Annotated in this window: 23 protein-coding genes, 1 other RNA gene and 1 other annotated feature; of the genes, 10 read left to right on the plus strand and 14 right to left on the minus strand. The window is 54.1% G+C overall.

The window, feature by feature from the left end; translation table 11 throughout:
• Positions 1-28 precede the first annotated feature (28 nt).
• Positions 29-889 (minus strand): acyl-CoA thioesterase II, encoded by an 861-nt coding sequence (gene tesB / locus KUE00_RS05435; RefSeq protein WP_246758570.1) that lies wholly within the window; start codon positions 887-889, stop codon positions 29-31.
• Between the two features lie 217 nt (positions 890-1,106).
• Between tesB and KUE00_RS05440 the strand changes: the two genes are divergently transcribed.
• Positions 1,107-1,664 carry a YbaY family lipoprotein gene (locus tag KUE00_RS05440; protein WP_246758571.1) on the plus strand — a complete coding sequence of 186 codons (558 nt, stop codon included), beginning with the start codon at positions 1,107-1,109 and terminating at the stop codon, positions 1,662-1,664.
• 29 nt (positions 1,665-1,693) lie between these two features.
• Here the strand turns inward: KUE00_RS05440 and KUE00_RS05445 are convergent, their stop codons facing one another.
• Positions 1,694-2,005 carry an MGMT family protein gene (locus tag KUE00_RS05445; protein WP_246758573.1) on the minus strand — a complete coding sequence of 104 codons (312 nt, stop codon included), beginning with the start codon at positions 2,003-2,005 and terminating at the stop codon, positions 1,694-1,696.
• A gap of 207 nt (positions 2,006-2,212) precedes the next feature.
• On the opposite strand from KUE00_RS05445, the gene ffs reads away from it, so the two are divergent.
• Positions 2,213-2,309: signal recognition particle sRNA small type (gene ffs / locus KUE00_RS05450), an RNA gene on the plus strand.
• A gap of 45 nt (positions 2,310-2,354) precedes the next feature.
• On the opposite strand, the gene KUE00_RS05455 is transcribed toward ffs, so the two are convergent.
• The 3 genes from KUE00_RS05455 to KUE00_RS05465 form a co-directional block, all read right to left on the minus strand.
• Entirely contained in the window at positions 2,355-2,573 is a 219-nt protein-coding gene (locus KUE00_RS05455) for an HHA domain-containing protein (protein ID WP_125288446.1), read from the minus strand.
• 28 nt (positions 2,574-2,601) lie between these two features.
• Positions 2,602-2,982: an Hha toxicity modulator TomB gene (tomB, locus tag KUE00_RS05460; RefSeq protein ID WP_246758575.1), complete on the minus strand. Its 381-nt coding sequence runs from the start codon at positions 2,980-2,982 to the stop codon at positions 2,602-2,604.
• 144 nt (positions 2,983-3,126) lie between these two features.
• A complete protein-coding gene (locus KUE00_RS05465; protein ID WP_246758576.1) occupies positions 3,127-3,480 on the minus strand; it encodes a hypothetical protein in 354 nt (117 codons plus the stop codon).
• A 422-nt stretch (positions 3,481-3,902) separates the two neighbouring features.
• Between KUE00_RS05465 and KUE00_RS05470 the strand changes: the two genes are divergently transcribed.
• Genes KUE00_RS05470 through KUE00_RS05480 form a run of 3 tightly spaced genes read left to right on the plus strand, consistent with a single transcriptional unit; the run spans position 3,903 to position 6,306 of the window.
• The gene (locus KUE00_RS05470) at positions 3,903-4,562 is read left to right on the plus strand and encodes a metal ABC transporter ATP-binding protein (protein WP_425523561.1); all 660 of its coding nucleotides are present in this window, start codon (positions 3,903-3,905) and stop codon (positions 4,560-4,562) included.
• Complete coding sequence (locus KUE00_RS05475; RefSeq protein ID WP_246758580.1) at positions 4,559-5,431, plus strand: metal ABC transporter permease; 873 nt, start codon at positions 4,559-4,561, stop codon at positions 5,429-5,431. Before KUE00_RS05470 ends, KUE00_RS05475 begins: the two co-directional genes overlap by 4 nt.
• Positions 5,428-6,306 (plus strand): metal ABC transporter substrate-binding protein, encoded by an 879-nt coding sequence (locus KUE00_RS05480; protein ID WP_246758581.1) that lies wholly within the window; start codon positions 5,428-5,430, stop codon positions 6,304-6,306. Before KUE00_RS05475 ends, KUE00_RS05480 begins: the two co-directional genes overlap by 4 nt.
• 150 nt (positions 6,307-6,456) lie before the next feature.
• Here KUE00_RS05480 and ykgO read toward each other — a convergent pair whose 3' ends face one another.
• From ykgO to KUE00_RS05500, 4 genes are all read right to left on the minus strand, one after another.
• Positions 6,457-6,597, minus strand: a complete 141-nt coding sequence (gene ykgO / locus KUE00_RS05485; RefSeq protein ID WP_246758582.1) for a type B 50S ribosomal protein L36 — start codon at positions 6,595-6,597, stop codon at positions 6,457-6,459.
• A 9-nt stretch (positions 6,598-6,606) separates the two neighbouring features.
• Positions 6,607-6,855, minus strand: coding sequence for a type B 50S ribosomal protein L31 (locus KUE00_RS05490; RefSeq protein ID WP_246758583.1), 249 nt, complete (start codon positions 6,853-6,855; stop codon positions 6,607-6,609).
• A 305-nt stretch (positions 6,856-7,160) separates the two neighbouring features.
• Positions 7,161-10,304: an efflux RND transporter permease subunit gene (locus KUE00_RS05495; RefSeq protein ID WP_246758584.1), complete on the minus strand. Its 3,144-nt coding sequence runs from the start codon at positions 10,302-10,304 to the stop codon at positions 7,161-7,163.
• Between the two features lie 17 nt (positions 10,305-10,321).
• Positions 10,322-11,503, minus strand: a complete 1,182-nt coding sequence (locus KUE00_RS05500) for an efflux RND transporter periplasmic adaptor subunit (RefSeq protein ID WP_246758585.1) — start codon at positions 11,501-11,503, stop codon at positions 10,322-10,324.
• 141 nt (positions 11,504-11,644) lie between these two features.
• Between KUE00_RS05500 and acrR the strand changes: the two genes are divergently transcribed.
• Positions 11,645-12,286 carry a multidrug efflux transporter transcriptional repressor AcrR gene (acrR, locus tag KUE00_RS05505; protein WP_246758586.1) on the plus strand — a complete coding sequence of 214 codons (642 nt, stop codon included), beginning with the start codon at positions 11,645-11,647 and terminating at the stop codon, positions 12,284-12,286.
• Here the strand turns inward: acrR and rsmS are convergent.
• The 4 genes from rsmS to KUE00_RS05525 are packed head-to-tail and all read right to left on the minus strand — an operon-like array spanning position 12,283 to position 13,474.
• Positions 12,283-12,450 (minus strand): pleiotropic regulatory protein RsmS, encoded by a 168-nt coding sequence (gene rsmS, locus KUE00_RS05510; protein WP_246758587.1) that lies wholly within the window; start codon positions 12,448-12,450, stop codon positions 12,283-12,285. The two genes, acrR and rsmS, sit on opposite strands and share 4 nt — an antisense overlap.
• A 15-nt stretch (positions 12,451-12,465) precedes the next feature.
• Entirely contained in the window at positions 12,466-12,711 is a 246-nt protein-coding gene (locus KUE00_RS05515; RefSeq protein WP_246758589.1) for a GlsB/YeaQ/YmgE family stress response membrane protein, read from the minus strand.
• Positions 12,712-12,754: 43 nt separating this feature from the next.
• Complete coding sequence (gene priC / locus KUE00_RS05520) at positions 12,755-13,291, minus strand: primosomal replication protein PriC (protein WP_246758590.1); 537 nt, start codon at positions 13,289-13,291, stop codon at positions 12,755-12,757.
• A gap of 36 nt (positions 13,292-13,327) precedes the next feature.
• The gene (locus KUE00_RS05525; protein ID WP_246758591.1) at positions 13,328-13,474 is read right to left on the minus strand and encodes a hypothetical protein; all 147 of its coding nucleotides are present in this window, start codon (positions 13,472-13,474) and stop codon (positions 13,328-13,330) included.
• 86 nt (positions 13,475-13,560) lie between these two features.
• On the opposite strand from KUE00_RS05525, the gene apt reads away from it, so the two are divergent.
• A complete protein-coding gene (apt, locus tag KUE00_RS05530; RefSeq protein ID WP_246758592.1) occupies positions 13,561-14,112 on the plus strand; it encodes an adenine phosphoribosyltransferase in 552 nt (183 codons plus the stop codon).
• A 41-nt stretch (positions 14,113-14,153) separates the two neighbouring features.
• Here apt and KUE00_RS05535 read toward each other — a convergent pair whose 3' ends face one another.
• Complete coding sequence (locus tag KUE00_RS05535; RefSeq protein ID WP_281434493.1) at positions 14,154-17,657, minus strand: hypothetical protein; 3,504 nt, start codon at positions 17,655-17,657, stop codon at positions 14,154-14,156.
• A 550-nt stretch (positions 17,658-18,207) separates the two neighbouring features.
• Between KUE00_RS05535 and dnaX the strand changes: the two genes are divergently transcribed.
• The 3 genes from dnaX to recR all read left to right on the plus strand — a co-directional run bounded on the left by dnaX (position 18,208) and on the right by recR (position 21,338).
• Positions 18,208-20,349, plus strand: a complete 2,142-nt coding sequence (dnaX, locus tag KUE00_RS05545) for a DNA polymerase III subunit gamma/tau (RefSeq protein ID WP_246758595.1) — start codon at positions 18,208-18,210, stop codon at positions 20,347-20,349.
• Positions 19,694-19,755 (plus strand) — a sequence feature (DnaX frameshifting element). Its footprint overlaps the gene before it by 62 nt.
• A 54-nt stretch (positions 20,350-20,403) precedes the next feature.
• Positions 20,404-20,733 (plus strand): YbaB/EbfC family nucleoid-associated protein, encoded by a 330-nt coding sequence (locus KUE00_RS05550; protein ID WP_246758597.1) that lies wholly within the window; start codon positions 20,404-20,406, stop codon positions 20,731-20,733.
• Entirely contained in the window at positions 20,733-21,338 is a 606-nt protein-coding gene (gene recR, locus KUE00_RS05555) for a recombination mediator RecR (protein ID WP_246758598.1), read from the plus strand. Before KUE00_RS05550 ends, recR begins: the two co-directional genes overlap by 1 nt.
• The last annotated feature ends 31 nt before the right edge of the window (positions 21,339-21,369 follow it).

A 21,369-nucleotide genomic window follows, 5' to 3' on the forward strand; every position in this document is an offset into this window, starting at 1 on the left:
TCCGTTCAGGAGCCGTTTCTTTATGCCGCTACTGACGTAATCGTATAACGCCTTCCTGCACCGTAGACGCTACCAGCACGCCTTCCTGAGTATAAAACTCTCCGCGCACAAAACCTCTGGCACTGGATGCAGAAGTACTTTCCACGCTGTACAGCAACCACTGGTTCAGATCAAAAGGGCGGTGGAACCACATTGAATGATCGATAGTGGCAACCTGCATGCCAGGCTCCAGAAAACCTTTACCGTGCGGCTGTAACGCAACGGGTAAGAAGTTGAAATCGGAAGCGTAGCCCAGCAGATACTGATGAATACGTTTATCATCCGGCATTGGACCGTTAGCGCGGATCCAGAGGTGGCGCGCCGGTTCATCAACGTGCCCCTTCAGCGGATTGTGAAACTTAACCGGACGGATTTCGAAAGGTTTTTCCGACAGAAACTTTTCTCGCGCTTTTTCAGGAATAAAGTGTGAAAGCTGTTTAGCAATTTCACCTTCTGCCGGCAGGTTATCCGGCCCTGCGACCTGCGGCATTGGCTTTTGATGTTCAAAGCCGCTCTCAGGAGCCTGGAAAGAGGCCGTCATATAGAAAATAGGGTGACCGTTTTGTATCGCGCTGACTCGGCGTGCGCTAAAACTCTGGCCATCACGGAGCGTTTCTACATCATAAATAATGGCTTTCTGGCTGTCGCCAGGCCGTAAAAAATAGCTGTGGAAAGAGTGAATGATGCGTTCAGCGGGAACGGTCTGCTTGGCGGCGTAGAGTGCCTGGCCAACAACCTGACCGCCAAATACCTGGCGCAGGCCCAGGTCTTCACTCTGACCGCGAAACAAACCTTCTTCCAGTTTTTCCAGATTCAATAAATTTAACAGGTCATGTAGTGCCTGACTCATTGCGGCTTCCTCAGTGAACGAACTTATTTCAGTTTGCGAAACCAGGTACGCTGTCGTCAACGTTCCGGCAAAATATTCTGCCCCTTTAATGACTTGTTATCCTGCCCGGAGGCGAAAATCGCTAATCTGTGCCAGACTTAGGGCTTACGAGACAGCTTTTCTCTGTCTCTTTCGGTTAAGTCATCACTTTGGCATTGATCATAAGGAGAATAAATCAATGAAATTTTGGCCTGTACTGACCGGCGCCGCTCTGGCGGTTGCGCTTTCCGGATGTGCTGATAAAGGTAGAGATGTGCCAACAGCAACGCTGGCTTCAAAAGTAGCGGGGGAATCCACCACGCTTCGTCAGCCGAACGTCAGCGGATCTGTTTATATTCGTCAGAAAATTATGCTGCCGCCAAAAGCCTCGTTAACCGTAACGCTCTCCGATGCTTCCGTGGCTAACGCGCCGTCTAAAGTTATTTCCCAACGCGTGGTATTGACCGACGGCAAACAGGCACCTTTCAGGTTTATCCTGCCGTTTAATCCAGCCGATATCCAGCCAAACGCCCGCATTCTGCTGAGTGCTGCCGTAGTGGTGGATGGCAAAGTGGTTATGAATACCGAATCGGTTAAAACCGTTATTACTGACGGAGGAACAAAGCAGGACCTGACGCTGGTTCCTGTGGTTTCAACGCCGTTGCCAACGTTGCCAGGCCCGGCAACGACGCTGCCTTCGACTTCACCTACCCAGGTTAGTCCGTCGTCATCGGTTCCTGCGCCAACTTCGCTGTAATCGTTGCTTACCGCCCCTGCCGGGGCGGTTTATCCCTGCCAGCGATAGCGTTCAAGCGCGATTTTTCCGCTGCTGTCGACCTCGACGCCCTCAGCCAGCAGAGCATTACGCTGTCGATCCAGATCGCTACCTTTTAGCGAGATTTCACCAGAACGATTAATTACCCGATGCCAGGGTAGACGGCTTCCTGCGGGCAATCTTTTTAGCACGCCGCCAACCTGACGCGCCGCACGTGGTGATCCTGCAAGGCGAGCCACATCGCCATAGGTAGTTACTTTCCCGGTGGGGATAGCGGCCACAATCTGCCAGATCCGCTGTTGAAAGGTATCTTGTTCAGTCACGAGTGCTCCTTTGCCTGCCATACAGTAGCCCGAAGCAGCCGGAAGCGGAAATGAATGCCTGCAAAAAGTGCAGTAAAAAGGGAGCGGGGCGGTAAAAAAACGGGTTTTGTGCAAGAAAACAACGGTCGTCCGCCCTGGGGTTGCAATTGCCGGGGGGTTCATTGATAATGCCCTCGCTCCATAACATGGAGCCGTCAATGGGGGCCCGGTTGGTTCTCCCGCAACGCTAACTTGTGAACTCGGTCAGATCCGGAAGGAAGCAGCCGCAGCAGGTGACGCGTGTGCCGGGATGTAGCTGGCAGGGCCCCCACCCAATTCTTCCCGTGAATCCCCTGCCGCTCTCATTAAATTAACGTACGAACTTCCAGACAGAAACCGGTACTTTATCGTAAAGCTTATTCATCGTCAGCTCAGCCAGGCGATGGTCAGCAGCAGAATAAAAGACCGCCAGTTCATTATCAGATAATTCGTATTTATTTTTTTCGATAACGCGTTCGAGCGTGTCAATTGAACGGCATCGTCTTAAACGCATCAGATAATCAGTTTTAGTCAGAAGTTTATCTGTCATTATTAAACCATTGAGAAAATAAAAGTTACTAAAATGAATGGCTTGCTTGTGCGGTGACAACAGCACATTCCTCTATGAAAACATTGAAGAGCCGTTTGGCTGATTTTTGCCAGCGATGAAGATCCTGAACGTTAATGCCGTAATTACTAAAAAGCATGAACGTATCATCCAGATATTCATCAATCTGGCTAATCAGGTCGCTATCTTCAATATGCTTGATTTTGTAATTCATGGTAAAAGCAGCAATATGCTCGATAAGGTCATTGAGCTGCAGGTTAATTGCTGAAGTAGGATCGTTGACCCAGCCGTGGTGGCTGTCACCTAACGTGGCCAGACTTTCATCATACAGGTTTTCACACAAAAATTTCAGCTGGGCAATATCATGCCTTTTCGGTGAGTATTCGTCCATCTTTTTCCCCTCCATAGCGAGTGAAAAATGGTATGTCACGGGCTTTCCAGCCGTGACGAGCCAGGAAGTGATGCTGAATTTCGTTCAGACAGTATAAATAAAGACGATCCTTTTAAGCGCTATATTTAATGCTATTACTTAAAACTAGAGTTCATCGGCAGCGGTTGCTTGTTCAGTGTCGATAAAGTCAAAAATTAATGCACCATGTTGATGCACAAAATTTACCGACTGGACGGTTGTTTCATCCGCATCTATATCCAGACAGGCATTAAAGACGTTCCAGCGAAAGCTATAAGTCATCTTGTAGCCTGACTCACTCATTTGTTCAACAGAAATAATTTTTAAAGTTTCGGGAACATATCGCGCATTTTGTGAATACCATAACAGAGAGCCGGTTAGCTCATCTTCTATTTCAGGCAGGCTCTGCTGAATAATAGCAATCAGCTCGCTGCTGTTTGCTGCATTAACGGCAGAAGAGACGGTAATACTTTTGCGCATTTTTTCTCCACTGGGTTAATAATTACTTATAAAGATCATCGGCACTAATAGAGAAATAATCAAGGTGCTGAAAATGATAAATAACTATCTTAATGATTTATCAGTTAATTATTTTAGTAGAGAAAACCTTTTTCTGCGACAGTAAAACCCTTTTAAGTTGAATTATTTTTATATAACACCTTATCGCTTCGTTAAGTCCCTTCTGAAATAATCCGATACATTTTTATCCTGCGCCGCTTCAGCAGACGTCATATGCTAGTGTTATGTTATAACATAATAGATATCACGCTTATGGCTTTTCCGCATTTTACCCCACGGCATACGCTGTTTACTCACTCGGCCAGTGCCCGTCTTCTGTTAGCGACAGTGGCCACGCTTTTGCTCTGCGCCTCTACTTATTGGGCGATATCCTGATGATAAATATGGTTAATTTAGAGGCGGGTTATCAGGGGCGCGCCGTCACCCCCTTATTGAATGGCGTTTTCCACCAGGGTTCGATGACCGCTTTGGTTGGCGCTAACGGCTGCGGCAAATCTACGTTTCTCAAAACGCTGGCCGGGCTGCTTCCGCCCGTAGCAGGCCATATTACGCCAGCCCGCTCGCAGCTGGATATGGCCTGGCTTCCGCAACAGTCGGAAATTGAAAAAAACTTTCCGCTTAGCGTCTTTGATCTGGTAGCCATGGGCTGCTGGCGCCAGTGCGGCTGGTTCGGCGGGATCACCCGTCAGATGAGGCAGAAAATCATAGCGGCGCTGCATCAGGTCAATATGCAGGATTTCGCCACAGCGCAGCCTGCCACGCTTTCCGGCGGCCAGCTTCAGCGCGTGTTGTTTGCCAGATTGCTGGTACAGGATGCTTCGCTTTTGCTGTTGGACGAGCCTTTTACCGGCATCGATACCGCGACCACCGAACTTCTGCTTGCGCTACTGACTGCAAGACACCGGGCAGGCTGCACCATGATTGTGGTGCTACACGATAAGACTATGGTCGAGCGGTTTTTCCCACAAACGCTGCGATTCACTACAGATTGTGCCGAATGGTCAGAAAATAATCCTCAGATAATGAAGCGGGAGTCAGCATGATCCATGCGCTTATCCATCCTTTTATTGAATTTGGTTTTATGCGCCGCGCGCTGGTGGCATGCGTAGCACTCTCGCTCAGCGCTACGCCGCTTGGCGTATTTCTTCTGTTGCGCAGGATGAGCCTGGTAGGCGATGCGCTTTCCCATGCGGTTCTGCCCGGTGCCGCCATTGGCTACCTTATTTCCGGGCTTTCGCTGGTGGCTATGGGCGTGGGCGGCGTGATTGCTGGTTTGACCGTCGCTTTACTTTCCGGTGCGGTAAGCCGCTATACGCCGCTGCGTGAAGATGCCAGCTTTGCCGGATTTTATCTGGGATCGCTGGCGCTGGGCGTCACGCTGGTTTCGCTACGCGGCTCCAGTGTCGATCTGCTCCACGTCCTGTTTGGCTCTTTACTGGCCGTAGATAACCCGTCAATTCTGCTGGTCAGCGCTATCTCTTCCGTGACGTTGCTGGCGCTGGCGCTGATTTATCGTCCGCTGGTTATCGATGCTTTCGATCCCACCTTTTTACGCGCGCAAAATCGCTGGACTGCGCCGCTGGTACACGGCGTTTTTTTGGTACTGGTCGTCACCAACCTGGTGGCGGGTTTCCAGGTCCTGGGCACGCTGATGTGTGTGGGCCTGATGATGTTACCGGCAGCGGCGGCACGTTTCTGGCGTCAGGAACTGCCAGGGATGATCGCCTCTGCCATCATCCTGGCACTGATTGCCAGCCTTAGCGGGCTTACGGCTTCTTTCTATTTAGCGTTGCCTGCTGGCCCGGCCGTGGTGCTCTGCGCCGCTATTCTGTTTTTCATCTCGATTTTAATGGGGCCGTGCGGCGGTATTCTGCGCGCGCGTCCTTTTCTTGTTGGTAAGGAGAAAGTATGAAGAAGTTACCTGTTGTACTGGCACTGGCAACGCTGTGTGCAACGCCGCTGGCAATGGCAAAGACCCTGGATACGGTAGCCAGTTTTACCGTGCTGGCTGATATCGTCAAACAGATAGGCGGCGACCGTGTGCATGTGAAAAGTCTGGTAGGGCCAAATGGCGATCCGCACAGCTTTGAGCCTACGCCGCAGGATAGCGAGGCGCTGGCAAAGGCAGATGTCGTTTTTGTCAGCGGCCTGGGTCTGGAAGGCTGGATGGATCGCCTGATTTCAGCGTCATCCTATAAAGGTGAGGTAGTAGTAGCCTCTAAAGGTATTACCACGCGTTCAATGGAAGAGGACGGTAAAAGAATTACCGATCCGCACGCCTGGAACAGCATGAAAAACGGCGAAACCTACGCGACTAACGTAATGAACGCCCTGATTGCGGCCGATCCACAGGATGCCGCTTTATTTCGCCAGCGCGGTGCGGCCTACCTGAGCCAGCTACAAAAACAGGATAAGTGGGCGGCAGACAGCTTTGCCGCGATACCGGCGGCTAAGCGGAAAGTGCTGACCAGCCACGACGCGTTCGGCTATTTTGGTCAGCGCTACGGCGTGACTTTTATGTCGCCAGTCGGCTTTTCTACCGAGTCCGAAGCCAGCGCTTCAGATGTTGCCGAACTGATTACCCAGTTAAAAAACGAGCATATCCACAGCTATTTTATTGAAAATCAGACCGATCCACGTCTGGTTAAACAGATTGCATCGGCGACAGGCGCGCAGCCGGGTGGCGAACTCTATCCAGAGGCGCTGACGGAGAAAGGCGGCGTGGCCGATACCTATATCACCGCCTTCCGCCATAACGTAACGGCCATGCTTAACAGCATGAAATAATAGAAAAGGCGGACCATTGCTGGTCCGCCTGAGGTCTTTGATAAACGTTTCAGGCCGCGTTCAGGCCAGTAAAGAGCTGTAAAGGCTGAGCGGAACACAGACACGCCATAAATCCATCCATGGAGGCTCGTTTGGCACGTCCTGGACCTGCTATCGCTTTTTCTTGCCGCCCTGTACGGCCTTAAAGCGCGGATTACTTTTACAGATAACAAATACGCGCCCGTGGCGGCGCACGATTTTACAATCTTTATGGCGTTTTCTGGCAGAAGCCAGGGAGTTAAGTACCTGCATGGACTTTCCTTATTTAAAAAAGCGGCCAAAACGCTGGTTAAAGCGATGTGCGCTACCTTCTTTAGCAAACTCTTTCTGCTTGCCGGTGTAGTAAGGATGCGAGGCGGAAGAAACATCCAGTACGACGTAAGGCATGGTTTTACCATCAAGCTCAATGGTGCGATCTGTTTTGATGGTAGAGCCAACGATAAACCAGCTGTCGGCGCTGGTGTCGTGGAAAGCAACGGGACGGTAGGCCGGATGGATATCCTGTTTCATAAAGCACTCCAGATATTGTTACGTTATAACATAACAACAAGTATGCTCGGCGCGTGACGAAAATGCAATGATAAAAGTTAAAGCCGTATTTACCTTGTAACGGCACGAGACGGTTAAAAGGCAGCCTGAAAAAAGGGACAGAAGCGATAGCAGCAGGTAAGGGGACGAAACGCGACGGGATGTATACAGGAAGAAGCTGAAGCGACAGCCATCAATACAGACAGGGGAGGGGTTAATAAACGGATGATGCAGCAGATAAAAAAAGAGGCCGCGCTGGCGGCCTCCTGATAAAGCTGAATGCTTAATTAATGGTTCTGTACATCGTGCGGTTCCAGATCTTCCTTGTGTTTACTGAAGCGGCGGCGAACCACCACAAAGAACACGGGTACAAAGAAGATGGCCAGAATAGTCGCTGTCACCATACCGCCCATTACCCCTGTACCTACCGCATTCTGCGCACCGGAACCTGCACCGGTACTGATTGCCAGCGGCAGTACGCCAAGGATAAAGGCCAGCGAGGTCATCAGGATAGGACGAAGACGCATACGTACCGCTTCCAGCGTCGCCTCTATCAGACCCTTGCCCTCTTTCTCCATCAGATCTTTGGCAAATTCGACGATAAGTATCGCGTTCTTCGCCGACAGACCGATGGTGGTCAACAGCCCAACCACAAAGTACACGTCGTTACTCAGACCGCGCACGGTAGTAAAGAGCAGTGCGCCAATAACGCCCAGCGGTACTACCAGCATGACCGAGAAAGGTATCGACCAGCTTTCATACAGCGCGGCCAGACACAGGAACACCACAATCAGCGAGATTGCGTACAGCGCCGGAGCCTGGTTGCCGGAGAGGCGTTCCTGATAGGACATGCCCGTCCACTCGTAGCCGATGCCCTGAGGCAGTTTGGCAGCCAGCTGTTCCATCAGGTTCATAGCGTCGCCGGAACTCTTACCCGGTGCTGCCTGACCCAGGATTTCCATCGACGGCAGACCGTTATAACGCTCCAGACGCGGTGAACCATACTGCCACTTCGCGCTGGCGAAGGAGGAGAACGGCACCATTTCACCGTTGGATGCGCGAACGTACCACTTATCGATGTCGCTCGGCAGCATACGGGAGTCCGCTTTGCCCATGACGTAAACTTTCTTCACGCGACCACGGTCGATAAAGTCGTTAACGTAAGAGCCGCCCCAGGCCGCGCCCAGCGTGGTGTTAATATCAGAAATAGAAACGCCTAACGCTTCCGCCTTCTCCTGATCAATGGTCAGCTTATACTGCGGCGTATCTTCCAGACCGTTTGGACGCATACCGACCAGAATATCCGGATGCTGAGCGGCCATGCCGAGCAGCTGGTTACGCGCGTTGGTCAGCGCTTCATGCCCAAGGTTACCCTGGTCAATCAGCTCGAAGTCAAAGCCGGTTGCGTTACCCAGCTCGATAATCGCCGGCAGGTTGAACGGGATCACCATGGCATCTTTAATCGCGCCGAAAGCCTGCATGGCGCGACCGGCGATACCTTCTACCTTGTTGGCTGCACCGCTGCGCTCATCCCATGGCTTCAGGCTGACGAAGGCGATACCGGTGTTCTGGCCACGACCCGCAAAACCAAAACCGTTAACCGTAAAGACCGAGCGAACGTTATCTTTCTCTTTGGTCAGGAAGTAATCCGTAACCTGGTCGAGCACCTTCTGCGTACGTCCCTGAGTTGCGCCAGCCGGCAGTGAAGCCTGCGCCAGCAGCAGCCCCTGGTCCTCTTCCGGCAGGAAGGAACTTGGCAGCTTAACGAACATCCAGGCCATGCCGACCACAATCACCAGGTAAATCAGCAAATAGCGACCGGTACTGCGGATAATATGGCCGACGCTGTTGGTGTAGTGGTGCGTGCTTTTATCGAACAGGCGGTTAAACCAGCCAAAGAAGCCGGTGGTTTTACCGTGATCGCCTTTCTTAATCGGCTTCAGCAAGGTTGCGCAGAGCGCAGGCGTCAGGATCAGCGCCACGATAACCGACAGCACCATTGCGGAAACGATGGTGATCGAGAACTGGCGATAGATAACGCCGGTAGAGCCGCCGAAGAAAGCCATCGGAATAAATACCGCTGACAGCACCAGCGCAATACCGACCAGCGCGCCCTGAATCTGCCCCATCGACTTGCGGGTAGCTTCTTTTGGCGGCAGACCTTCTTCCGCCATCACGCGCTCGACGTTTTCCACCACCACGATGGCATCGTCCACCAGCAGGCCTATCGCCAGCACCATCCCGAACATTGTCAGGGTGTTTATCGAATAGCCAAAGGCGCTGATGATAGCGAACGTCCCTAACAGCACCACCGGCACGGCGATCGTTGGGATCAGCGTGGCGCGGAAGTTTTGCAGGAACAGATACATCACGATAAACACCAGCACAATCGCTTCAATCAGGGTCTTAACTACTTCCATGATTGAGATTTTGACGAACGGCGTGGTGTCGTACGGATAAACCACCTTCATGCCTGCCGGGAAGAACGGCTCAAGCTTGCCCAGCTCGGCTTTTACTGCCGCTGCCGTATCCAGCGCGTTAGCGCCGGTAGCCAGCTTGATACCGATACCCGAGGCCGGCTTGCCGTTATAGCGCGCGACGATCTCGTAGTTTTCACCGCCCAGCTCAATTTTCGCGACGTCTTTCAACAGCACGCGAGAACCATCCGTGTTGACCTTCAACAAGATTTTACCGAACTCGTCGGTAGAGGTCAGACGCGTTTGCGCAATGATGGAGGCGTTCAGCTGCTGGCCCGGCACCGGCGGCGAACCACCAAGCTGACCAGCGGCTACCTGGGCGTTCTGCGAGTTAATGGCGCTGATAACGTCAACCGGCGTCAGCTGATAGTTGTTCAGCTTGTGCGGATCCATCCAGATACGCATCGCGTATTGCGCACCAAAGATCTGCGTATCACCCACGCCAAGCGTACGGCTGATAGGATCTTTGATATTCGAGGCGACATAGTCCGCAATATCGTTCTGCGTCATGCTGCCGTCGTCGCTGACGAAACCCGCCACCATCAGGAAGCTGCTGGAGGATTTCTGTACCTGAATACCCTGTTGCTGAACTTCCTGCGGCAGCAGCGGGGTAGCCAGCTGCAGTTTGTTCTGCACCTGAACCTGGGCGATATCCGGATCTGTACCTGACTGGAAGGTCAGGGTCAGCTGTAGCGTACCGGATGAATCACTGTTTGATGACATATACATCAGGCCATCAATGCCGTTCATGTTTTGCTCAATAACCTGGGTTACGGAGTCCTGCAGCGTTTTTGCATCGGCACCCGGGTAGGTGGCGCGAATCTGTACGGCCGGTGGCGCAACATTAGGATATTGCTCAATCGGCAGTTTTAGAATCGACAGCACGCCCACCAGCATGATGATGATGGCGATGACCCATGCAAAGATGGGGCGATCGATAAAGAACTTAGCCATGTATCAGCGGCTCCTGTTTAAGACTGCGGTTGTTGCTGCGTTTTGGTCACGTCGTCGGCGCTCACTTCCTGCGGAGTCACAGTGGCGCCTGCTTTGGCTCGCTGTACACCCGTGGTGATGACACGGTCGCCGTCTTTAAGGCCTGCGGTAACCAGCCACTTATCGCCGATAGCCTGTTCGGTGGTCAGATTGCGCGACTCAACCTTGTTGTCTGCACCCACTACCATCGCGGTCGCCTGACCGGTAGGCGTGCGGGTTACCGCCTGCTGTGGTACTAACAGCGCGGAAGGATTGGTCCCTTCTTCCAGACGAGCGCGTACAAACATCCCCGGCAGTAAAGAGTGATCCGGATTAGGGAACACGGCGCGCAGGGTGATAGAGCCGGTGGTCTCGTCCACGGTGACATCGGAGAATTCCAATGTTCCCGTTTGCGCAAACTCGCTACCATCCTGTAATAGCAGTTTTACCTGAGCTTTACCGTCGGTTTGCTGCAGCTTGCCAGAGTTCAGCTCCTGACGGAGACGCATAAAGTCTTCACTGGATTGCGTAACGTCAACGTAAATAGGATCGAGCTGCTGAACTGTGGCCAGGGCAGTGGTCTGGCCGCTCTGCACCAGCGCGCCTTCGGTCACGGCAGATTTGCCGATACGACCGCTGATAGGCGAAATCACCTTGGTATAGGCAAGGTTGATACGCGCGGTTTCTACGCTGGCTTTTGCTACCTGCACCGCGGCGGCGGTCTGGCTTTGCGTGGCGGCAGCGTTATCGTAATCCTGCTGGCTGATATATTTGGTGCCCATCAGCGGCTTGTAGCGTTTCACGGTCACGGCGGCAATTTGTGCGTTCGCCACGGCCTGAGCTAAATCGCCTTTGGCGCTGTCATAGGCTGCCTGGTAAGGGGCAGGGTCGATCTGGTAAAGAGACTGACCTGCCTTAACATCGCTACCTTCTACAAAGTTACGTTTCAGAATAATGCCCGAAACCTGCGGGCGAACTTCTGCAACCCGGAAAGAAGAGGTACGGCCTGGAAGATCGGTAGTTATTTTCAGCGGAGTGCTTTTTAATGTAAGCACGCCCACTTCTGGCGCTTTCTGCTGACCGCCTTGCTGTGCTTCCTTATTGTCACATCCTGTTAGCACCAGGCTGCCTGAAAGCATCAGAACGGCCGCCAGAGGCGTTAACCCTCTGTTTTTGTTCATAAATAAACCTCGAGTGTCCGATATCGATTGTTCAATGGGTCTTAACCCAATAAACCCATTGCTGCGTTTAAATTATGGTCGTGCTATGGTACATACATTCGCAAATGTATGTAAGTCTACTCTGGTTGTTAACATCACCCTATGGCACGAAAAACCAAACAGCAGGCGCTGGAAACGCGCCATCACATCCTTGATGCCGCTATTACAAGGTTTTCCGAACACGGCGTGGCGAAAACGTCTCTGGCTGATATTGCCACGGCTGCCGGGGTAACGCGCGGTGCTATTTACTGGCATTTCAGAAACAAAACTGACTTACTTAATGAAATTTGGGCTCAGTCTGAATCCGGGCTGGAAAACGTAGAGCTTGAGTATCAATTAAAATACCCTGGCGATCCACTCTCAGTTTTACGCGCCATGCTTATCTATGTCCTTGAAGCAACAGTAAGGGATACGCGTCGACGCGCGCTTATGGAAATTATTTTCCACAAGTGCGAATTTGTCGGGGAAATGGCCACTCTGCAGATGCTCCAGCAAACGCTTTATCTGGAGTGTTATGACAAAATAGAAGATGTCCTGCGTCAGTGTATCGCGGCAGGGCAGATACCCGGGAAGCTGAACACACGCTGCGCGGCTGTCGTCATGCGGGGTTATATCACGGGTCTTATGGAAAACTGGCTGTTTATGCCTGAGAGTTTCGATCTGGCGGCAGATGCGCCGCAGCTGGTCGACGTCGTGCTGGACATGCTGCAGCATAGCCAGGCGCTGCGCACGACTGCGGGTTAACCAGAGAGGCTACTCTCTTTTTCGCGGCTGACTTTCTGTTCAAAATCTTTTTGTACGATAGCTAAAGCGTCCAGCACCGTTTGTGGCGCTATCTTGTTCTCTTCCAGCAGCATGATTAAATCCACGGCCAGCTTAATTTCTTCAGGGGCACTTTCCAGCGACATAGCGTTCTCCGGGCGTTAGATCTTTAACTTTTTTACCACCAGCACCATCAGCAGCGCGCCAGCCAGGGCAATCAGTAGCGCTCTGGGTTCAATAGCGGCCAGCGTACCATAATCGAAAAAGACGCTGATATAGCCGCCGATCAATGCGCCAACCACGGCCAGTACCAGCGTCGCCACCAGGCCGCCGGGACGGCCGGGAAAGAAGTAGCGGCTGGCGAAACCCGTTACCAGCCCCATGATTATCCAGGAGAGCAATCCCATTGTTTATCTCCAGCCAGTTTTATTCGCAAGTATAGCAACGGCATCAAACGTAGCGCTCACGATTTTCGATAGCGCGTTCAATACGCTTTAGCGCCTGCAAACAGCGCTGTAGGCGCCCCTCAAGCGCGGCAATTTCACGCTGCAGGGTTTGCTGCTGCGCCAGCGTTTCCTGACGGGCCAGCTGGCTTTCTCTGTCGGCTACCATTGCCCGCAGACGTCGTTCATAGTCCTGATGTTTGGCCAGCTTTTCATAAAGATTTTCCTGTTCAGGCTCCGGCTGGGTTTCGCTGCTGCGCAGTTTTAACGTCGCCAGCTCGCGCTGCAATGCGCTTATTTGCAGCACGACACGTTCAGCCATCCAGGCAACGCGTTCCGTCCGCTGCCCGTTTACGCTCTGCGTTAACAAGGCCAGACTTTGCCGCACTTCCAGTAAATAATCGCCCAGCCGTGTAGTATGACAATGGAAAAGCTGACTATCAAAACGCGCTTTTGGGGTGCGCTTATTAGCGTGCGGCGCGATAGCCTGCGCCAGCTCTTCCAGTTTTTCTGCCAGCTGCGCCAGCAAATTGGCACTTTTCATTTTTTCTCTCCGCGAGGAATCGTGCCTATAATACGCTTAATTCACCTTATCTGTGTTCTGACGCGCTTTCTTATGCTTCACAACGAGGGCGATATGCGCAACAAAAGCGCTGAATTGCTTTCCAGCGGTTGCAATTGTCGGACAATTTGCATAGATTTGGTCGCTTTCGTGCGTGGCTTCCATCCGGACACTTCTGTTTTGCTCTGCGAATTTCTTCGTAAGGGCATAAAGCCGCGCGAGTCAGATTTGTATTTACCAGGCATAACACTATGACCGCGACTGCGCAGCAGCTTGAATTTATTAAAAACAGTATCAAAAGCATTGAGGATTATCCTAAGCCAGGCATTCTGTTCCGTGACGTAACCAGCCTGCTGGAAGATCCAAAAGCCTATGCACTCAGTATTGAACTGTTGGTTGAACGCTATCGTGATGTCGGTATTACTAAAGTAGTGGGTACCGAAGCGCGCGGCTTCCTGTTTGGCGCACCGGTTGCTCTGGCGCTGGGCGTTGGCTTTGTGCCGGTACGCAAGCCGGGCAAGCTGCCACGCAAAACGTTTTCTGAAAGCTACGAGCTGGAATACGGCACGGATTGTCTGGAGCTGCATTGCGATGCGATCGGCCCGGACGACAAAGTGCTGGTGGTGGATGATTTGCTGGCGACGGGCGGTACGATAGAAGCGACCGCTAAGCTGATCCGCCGTGCGGGTGGTGAAGTGAAAGATGCGGCGTTTATTATCAACCTGTTCGACCTGAGCGGTGAAGCACGTCTGAATGCGATGGGATTAACCTGCTTTAGCCTGGTTAATTTCCCGGGCCATTAAGCCCGAGGATAAAAAAAGGCCGGCGTTTGCCGGCCTTTTTTTTAGAACTTCACGTTGAATGAAGCAGAAACGGCCTGAGAAACCTCATGCGAAGAGGTCTGTACGCCGTAATGCAGCCCATAAGTCAGGCTCTCTTTCTGTAGCAAAATACCGGCGCTGGCGTTCAAAGCCGAACCGTCGGCAATCCGCGCCTCGCTCCAGGCTGAACCGCTAACGTCCGCCATCGTCACCTTCGTTCCGCTGGTTTTATCACCGACGTTAACAATCCACGAAAGATCCGCTTTAGGTTTCAGCGTATAACCCGATTTGGTTTTAAATTCCCGTCCCACGCTGACGCCAACCGGCACTGACCACAGCGCTGCTGAACTGCTGGCATTGCTGAACAGCGTTTTTTTATTGCTTTTAGCCTTAAAGTCGTCGGTTTTGAGCGAGGTATAGCGAAGGCCAATATGCGGCATTACATCCAGATAGCGAGTGGGAAACAGATACTCTGCCGTCAGGCCGCCGTTGATAATTGTGGACTTTGCCTTGCCGGATATTTTCGAATAGCCGTAGGCAGGCAGCGATTGCGTCATCTCATGGTTCGCACGTGAATAGTTTACATCGGCCATCAGGTTCCAGTTATTGTTTAACCAGCTGCCGTAGAGCGAGCCGCCCCAGAAATCGAGATCGTTCTTCACGGGATAAAGATTACCGCTTGCTCTGCTTTTTCCTTTGCCGATATTCAGCGCGCCGCCGGTTTTCAGCAGCGCGTCGTATTTAGTAATCAGCGTATCTTCCGCGCCGATAAAAATTCCGCCCAGCCAGGTTTTCGTTCTGGCGTTAAAACCGCCAGCGTTATAGCCTTTTAGCGCCGCATTGTTATAAAGCAGCGACGTCCACAGATTGAACCCTTCTTCCCGGGGCGTTCCTGCAAAAAAATGCTCGCTCTGTGAATAGTGCTGCGAAATAGCTCTGGTTGTTGCGGTCATTACCTGATAACTGGTGCCGGCCACGTTGGCGACAGAGGCAAAGTTGATCGCAGATTCCATAATGCGAGCGGCAGTGGTGGCATCGCTGACGTAGCGAACATCCGTTGTCTGGGAAAGAAAGCGCTGTGCGGCGTTGTCTGACGCGGTATTAATGCCAATCTGGCTGCTCATCGCGTTAAGCAGCCTGACCGAGCGAGCGGACATTTTTGGCATCGTCTTAGCGATATCGGCGTTGCCGAGCGTCAGCAGCGTGCCTTCCGTACCGGCAGAAGATGTTGCGGTCAGCAACCGGTTGGACGTGTTGATACTGCTTTGCGCCCAGGCTGGTGCCGCCTGCGTTGTGCCTCCTGCGCCCGCTACGGCGATAAAACTTTCTCCTGCGGTTACGCCATCATCCGTCAGCACCAGCAGTCTGGCATCTGAAGCAATTTGCGCACTGCCCATCGCCAGCGCAGGATTCCCGGATTCAATATAAGATCGAGCATCGATCACCGTTAGCGATGAGGATCCCAAGCCCCAGGTGGCATCATTACCGCCGATCCGCCATGAAAGATCGCTGCTGGAAAGATCGAGCGTCGTGTTGCCGCTCAGAATCAGCTTACCGTTCCAGGTTACCTGTTGCGCTTGCTGCAAAAGCGCCACGCTTTCCTGCCAGCTGTTAGCGTTTAACTCGTTTGAGCCGAAAATCAGCGTGCCGTCGCCGCTTACGGCCAGCGTGCCCTGATTGGCTTCCAGCGTCTGGCTGGCAAAAGTGCCGCCGCTAACCATCAGGCTGCCGCTGTTCAGCTCGGTAGCGCCAGACTGAAAAATACCGCCGCTCTGGAGATACTGACTTTCCGCCGTTGACGTTACGCCCGTTAGCGCGCCCCATACCGTGGCTGTACCAATCTTCAGCGTGCCTGCCGTAAAGGTGCCGCCTCTGATCTCCAGTAGCCCGGCACCGCCTGTTCCCGCAGTTTGCGCAAAAGCGCTGCTGTTTAAAACGCCGTCGTGGCCGCCATTTTCTCCACCTAACTGCACGGTGCCGCCAATCTGGCCGCTGCCGCCGGTAAAAATAGCTATACCTTTACCGCCATTACCCGCCTGGCCGCCGTTCCCCGCTCGGCCTCTGACGCCCTGGCCAGTACCGCCATCACCGGCATCGCCGCCCCGGCCTCCCAGCTGAAGGTGGCCGCTGTTGGTCACTTTGCCGCTGTTGAACCATAGCGTGCCGGTAGCCCCATCTGACCCATCACCGCCGTTACCAACAGCCGCACTGCCCTGAAGGGAGCCGCCATTACCGCCATGGCCGCCGTTACCGCCAATTTGCATTGAAGACAGGGTGAGGGTGGTGTTGTCGATGTTAAGCGTACCCGCGCCCGCTATGCCGCCGTTTCCTGCTGTTCCTCCTTTGCCGCCGGAGCCGCTTTTACCTGCGGCGGCCATACTGTCGACGACGCCAGCTTTCCCGTTACCGCCACTGCTGCCACCGTCACCGCCATTTGCGCCGCTGGCACCGATAGCCACAGATCTGGCATTTAAAATAGTGTTATTGAGCGTCAGCGTTCCCTCGCCCCCGTTGCCCCCGTTAGCGCCGTTGCCGCCATCGCCGCCTCGACCTCCCGCGCCACCCTGGCCGCTATTGCCCGTTTCGCCGGTAATATTAGTTTCGCTGTTAGTACTGGCGGTTCTTCCTGCATCACCGCCGTTGCCGCCGCTGCCGCCATGCCCGCCGTTCGATCCGTGGCTTGCCGCCCCGCCAATCGTCAAAGCATTTTGTACGTTCAGCGTTGTATTGCTGAGCAGTAAAACCCCGTCACCGCCATTGCCACCGGCCGCACCATTGCCCCCGCGTCCTCCCTGGCCAGCGTCACCGCCGTTCCCGCCGTTACCCGGAAGGCCAGCAGCGGCCTGTACGCCATGCAAACCCGCTTCGCCACCGCTGTTGCCCGCGCCGCCGTTGCCTCCCGACTGGCCATTTTGGCCATTGCTGGCACTGCCGCCCGCGCCGCCGACCGCCAGCTTCGTAGTGGTAAACGTACTTTGGCTGACGGTCAGGCTGCCATCGCCACCCGTTGCGCCGCTGCCGCCATTGCCACCGCTGGCACCGTCGCCGCCCGTGCCGCCGTTGCCGCCGTTACCCCCATCGCCGCCGCTTCCGGAAGTGCCACCGTTACCGCCGTTGCCGCCTTTGCCACCGTTGCCGCCGCTGGAACCGCTGGAGGCTTCACCCGCCGTACCGCCTTCGCCGCCGTCAGCACCAATTTGCAATAGCCCTGATTGACCTTTGACGTTGCGTAAGGAAGAAGCGGTGGCGGAAGCAGCCGTACCCGTTACCCCATCAACGCCTGCTGAGCCGCTGGCTGCATGACTTCCATCAATGCCGCTGTTGCCATTGCTGGCGTTGTTGCTTCCTGCCGCTCTGGCTCCATCGCCGCCGTTGCTGCCGTTACCCGCGCCACCAGGCTGGCTGGCCATACCGCCGTTGCCGCCGCTACCGCCCTGAGTACCGACAGTAATATTTTCTGCTGCCCGGCTTATATTGATACAGGCCAGCGCGGGCAGGGTCATTATCGCCAGCGCGTTAAGAGTCATTATTAAATTATTTTTGTTTCCCGCAGCGGGGACTTTCAAGGGCGTCTTATTGTCCTTAATTTTCATTTTATCAATCCATTAATTTCAGCTTAACAAGGGGAATAATCACACCGTGATGCTTATTTTATAAAGTATTTTATTTTCAACAGCTTAAATTAAAAATAAGGTCGTTCATTGCTATTGGATTACCTCCTTTTGCTGGTTGCCTTTTCTGATTCTTCTTAAGGGTTTTGTTATTAAATACTCTGGTGTGCTGCCAGTAAATTAATTTTATAATTTTAGGAGTATTGACTGGTTTTTTATTTATTCGTCATCATTTAATGATTAGGAGAAATTTACGGCGCGGCCCCCAGGTATTTTTTCTTAAACAAACCAGATATCCTTTTTTAGCCTGTGCGCCATCGGGAGATTTACCGGGCGGTTTTACGCAAAATAACAGGAATGACGTGGACTGTACTGGTACACTGTGCGGGTAATCTGAAACGAGGCTAAACCACGGGTTAACGGTGTTTAGATTAATTATCCTTTATAAATCAATGATGAAGCACTAATGAGCTATCAGGTACTGGCCCGCAAGTGGCGTCCCCAGGCATTTAGTGATGTGGTCGGTCAGGAGCACGTTTTGACCGCGTTGGCCAACGGGCTGTCGCTTGGCCGCATCCATCACGCCTACCTTTTTTCCGGCACCCGGGGTGTAGGAAAAACCACTATTGCCCGCCTCCTGGCGAAAGGCCTTAACTGCGAAACCGGCATCACCGCCACGCCTTGTGGCAAGTGCGACAACTGCCGGGAAATTGAACAAGGGCGCTTTGTCGATCTGATTGAAATCGATGCGGCCTCGCGAACCAAGGTTGAGGATACGCGCGATCTGCTGGATAACGTGCAGTATGCTCCCGCGCGCGGTCGCTTTAAGGTTTACCTGATCGATGAAGTGCACATGCTTTCCCGCCACAGCTTTAACGCGCTGTTGAAAACGCTGGAAGAGCCGCCCGAGCACGTCAAATTTCTGCTGGCGACGACCGATCCGCAAAAGCTGCCGGTGACTATTCTGTCACGCTGCCTGCAGTTTCATCTGAAGGCGCTCGACGTCGGGCAAATTCGCGGTCAGCTGGAACATGTACTGAATGAAGAGCAGATCGAGGCCGAAACGCGCGCGCTCCAGCTGCTGGCAAGGTCCGCCGACGGCAGCATGCGCGACGCGTTAAGCCTGACCGATCAGGCTATCGCCATGGGGCAGGGCAAGGTCACCACCGAGGCCGTCAGCAGTATGCTCGGCACGCTCGATGACGAGCAGCCGCTGGCGCTGGTTGAAGCGCTGGTCAACGCCGAGGGCGAACAGGTGATGTCGCTGCTTAACCAGGCGGCTTCCAGAGGCGTTGAATGGGAAGCGCTGCTGGTAGAAATGCTGACGCTGCTGCACCGCGTGGCGATGATCCAGCTTCTGCCTTCCGCGCTGGACGAAGAGTTCGCCAGTATTGAGCAGCGGCTACGCGAGCTGGCTCGCGTGTTGCCGCCCGCTGACGTGCAGCTCTATTACCAGACGCTGCTGGTGGGACGGAAAGAATTGCCGCTGGCGCCGGATCGCCGAATGGGCGTTGAGATGACGCTGCTGCGTGCGCTGGCCTTTCATCCTAAACAGGTGATTGCCGAGCCGGTAGCGCGTCCTGCAATGGTGCCGCAGGCGCAGCCTCAGTCACAGGCACAGTCTCAGATGCAGTCTCAGATGCAGCCGCAGCCGCAGTCTCAGATGCAGCCGCATTCACAGCAGCAGCCTCAGGCGCAGGTAAGGCAGCAGCAACCTCAGCCGCAGGGACAGCCGCAGCAGCATGCACAACCTCAGATGCAGCCGCACTCACAGCCGCCGCAGCGGCAGCCTCAGGTACAGCAGGAAATGCAGCGGCCACAAAGCGCGCCGCCGCCAGAGTCGAATCCGGTCCCGCCAGCGGGAGCAGCGCCGGTGCATACCGTTCAGGATGCCGCGCCGCTCCCCGACGCCACCAGCCAGCTGCTGCAGGCGCGAACGCAGCTAATGCGCCAGCAGGGAGCGACCAAACTAAAAAAGAGTGAGCCGGCAGCGCCCAATGCGCGGCCGGCAGGCTCGGCGCTGGAGCGGCTGGCGGCCGTTACCGAGCGTGGTCAGAAACGGCAAAGCGCCGTGGTTGCCGCTGAGCCGGTAAAACCTGAAGCATACCGCTGGAAAGCGCAAACGGTAGAGGTCAAGCCCGAGCCAGTCGCCACGCCAAAAGCGCTGCGTTCAGCGTTAGAACACGAGAAAACGCCTGAGCTGATGGCCAAGCTGACCATTGAATCCCAGCAGCGTGACGCCTGGGCGGCCGAGATAGCCGCGCTGACGTTGCCTAAGCTGGTACAGCAGCTGGCGCTGAATGCCTGGAAAGAGCAGACGGAGAACGGTATCTGCCTGCATCTGCGTTCCAGCCAGCGGCACCTTAATTCCCCTTCGGCGCAAAAAGCGCTGAGCGAGGCGTTAAGTGCAGCGGCGGGCCAGACGGTTGAACTCACGCTGATTGAAGACGATAATCCGGCGGTGTTAACGCCGCTGGAATGGCGGCAGAAAATTTACGAAGAAAAACTGGCGCAGGCGCGTCAGTCGATTATCGCGGATAATCATATTCAGACGCTGCGTCGTTTCTTTGACGCCGATGTGGATGAAGAGAGTATCCGCCCCCTTTGAAACGCTGCACCTGCGCTCCGGCGCGCGTGCGGCCCTTCTTAAAGAGAGAGAACTATGTTTGGAAAAGCCGGACTGGGTAACCTGATGAAGCAGGCCCAGCAAATGCAGGACAAAATGGCGCAGGTACAGGAAGAGATCGCGGCGATGGAAGTGACCGGCGAATCAGGCGCAGGCCTGGTAAAAGTCACCATCAACGGCGCACACAACTGTAAGCGCGTGGAAGTCGATCCCAGCCTGCTGGAAGACGACAAAGATATGCTGGAAGATCTGGTCGCTGCGGCATTCAACGATGCGGCTCGTCGCGTAGCGGAAGCGCAGAAAGACAAGATGGCTGCGGTTTCCAGCGGTATGCAGCTGCCGCCTGGCTTTAAGATGCCGTTCTGATGCAAACCAGCCCGCTCCTTGAAAGCCTGATGGAGTCGCTGCGCTGCCTGCCCGGTGTAGGGCCCAAGTCGGCACAGCGCATGGCGTTTCAGCTGCTGCAGCGCGATCGCAGCGGCGGAATGCGTCTGGCGCAGGCGCTGACCCGAGCCATGTCGGAAATTGGCCACTGTGCCGATTGCCGTACTTTTACCGAGCAGGAAATCTGCACCATCTGCGCCAATTCCCGGCGGCAGCAAACCGGTTTGATCTGCGTGGTGGAAAGCCCTGCCGACATCCATGCCATTGAGCAAACCGGGCAGTTTGCCGGCCGCTACTTTGTGCTGATGGGGCATCTTTCACCACTGGACGGCATTGGCCCGAACGATATCGGTCTGGACCGGCTGGAACAGAGGCTGGAAAAAGAGTCGATTCAGGAAGTTATCCTGGCGACCAATCCAACAGTAGAAGGAGAAGCGACCGCCAACTATATCGCCGAACTGTGCGGGCAATATGGCGTTGACGCCAGCCGCATCGCGCACGGCGTACCGGTTGGCGGCGAGCTGGAAATGGTCGACGGCACCACGCTGTCGCACTCTCTGGCCGGGCGCCATAAGATTAAATTTTAACTATTTAACGGCACGATCCGTCGTGCCGCCT

This window comes from Erwinia phyllosphaerae (assembly GCF_019132875.1).
Classification (GTDB): domain Bacteria; phylum Pseudomonadota; class Gammaproteobacteria; order Enterobacterales; family Enterobacteriaceae; genus Erwinia; species Erwinia phyllosphaerae.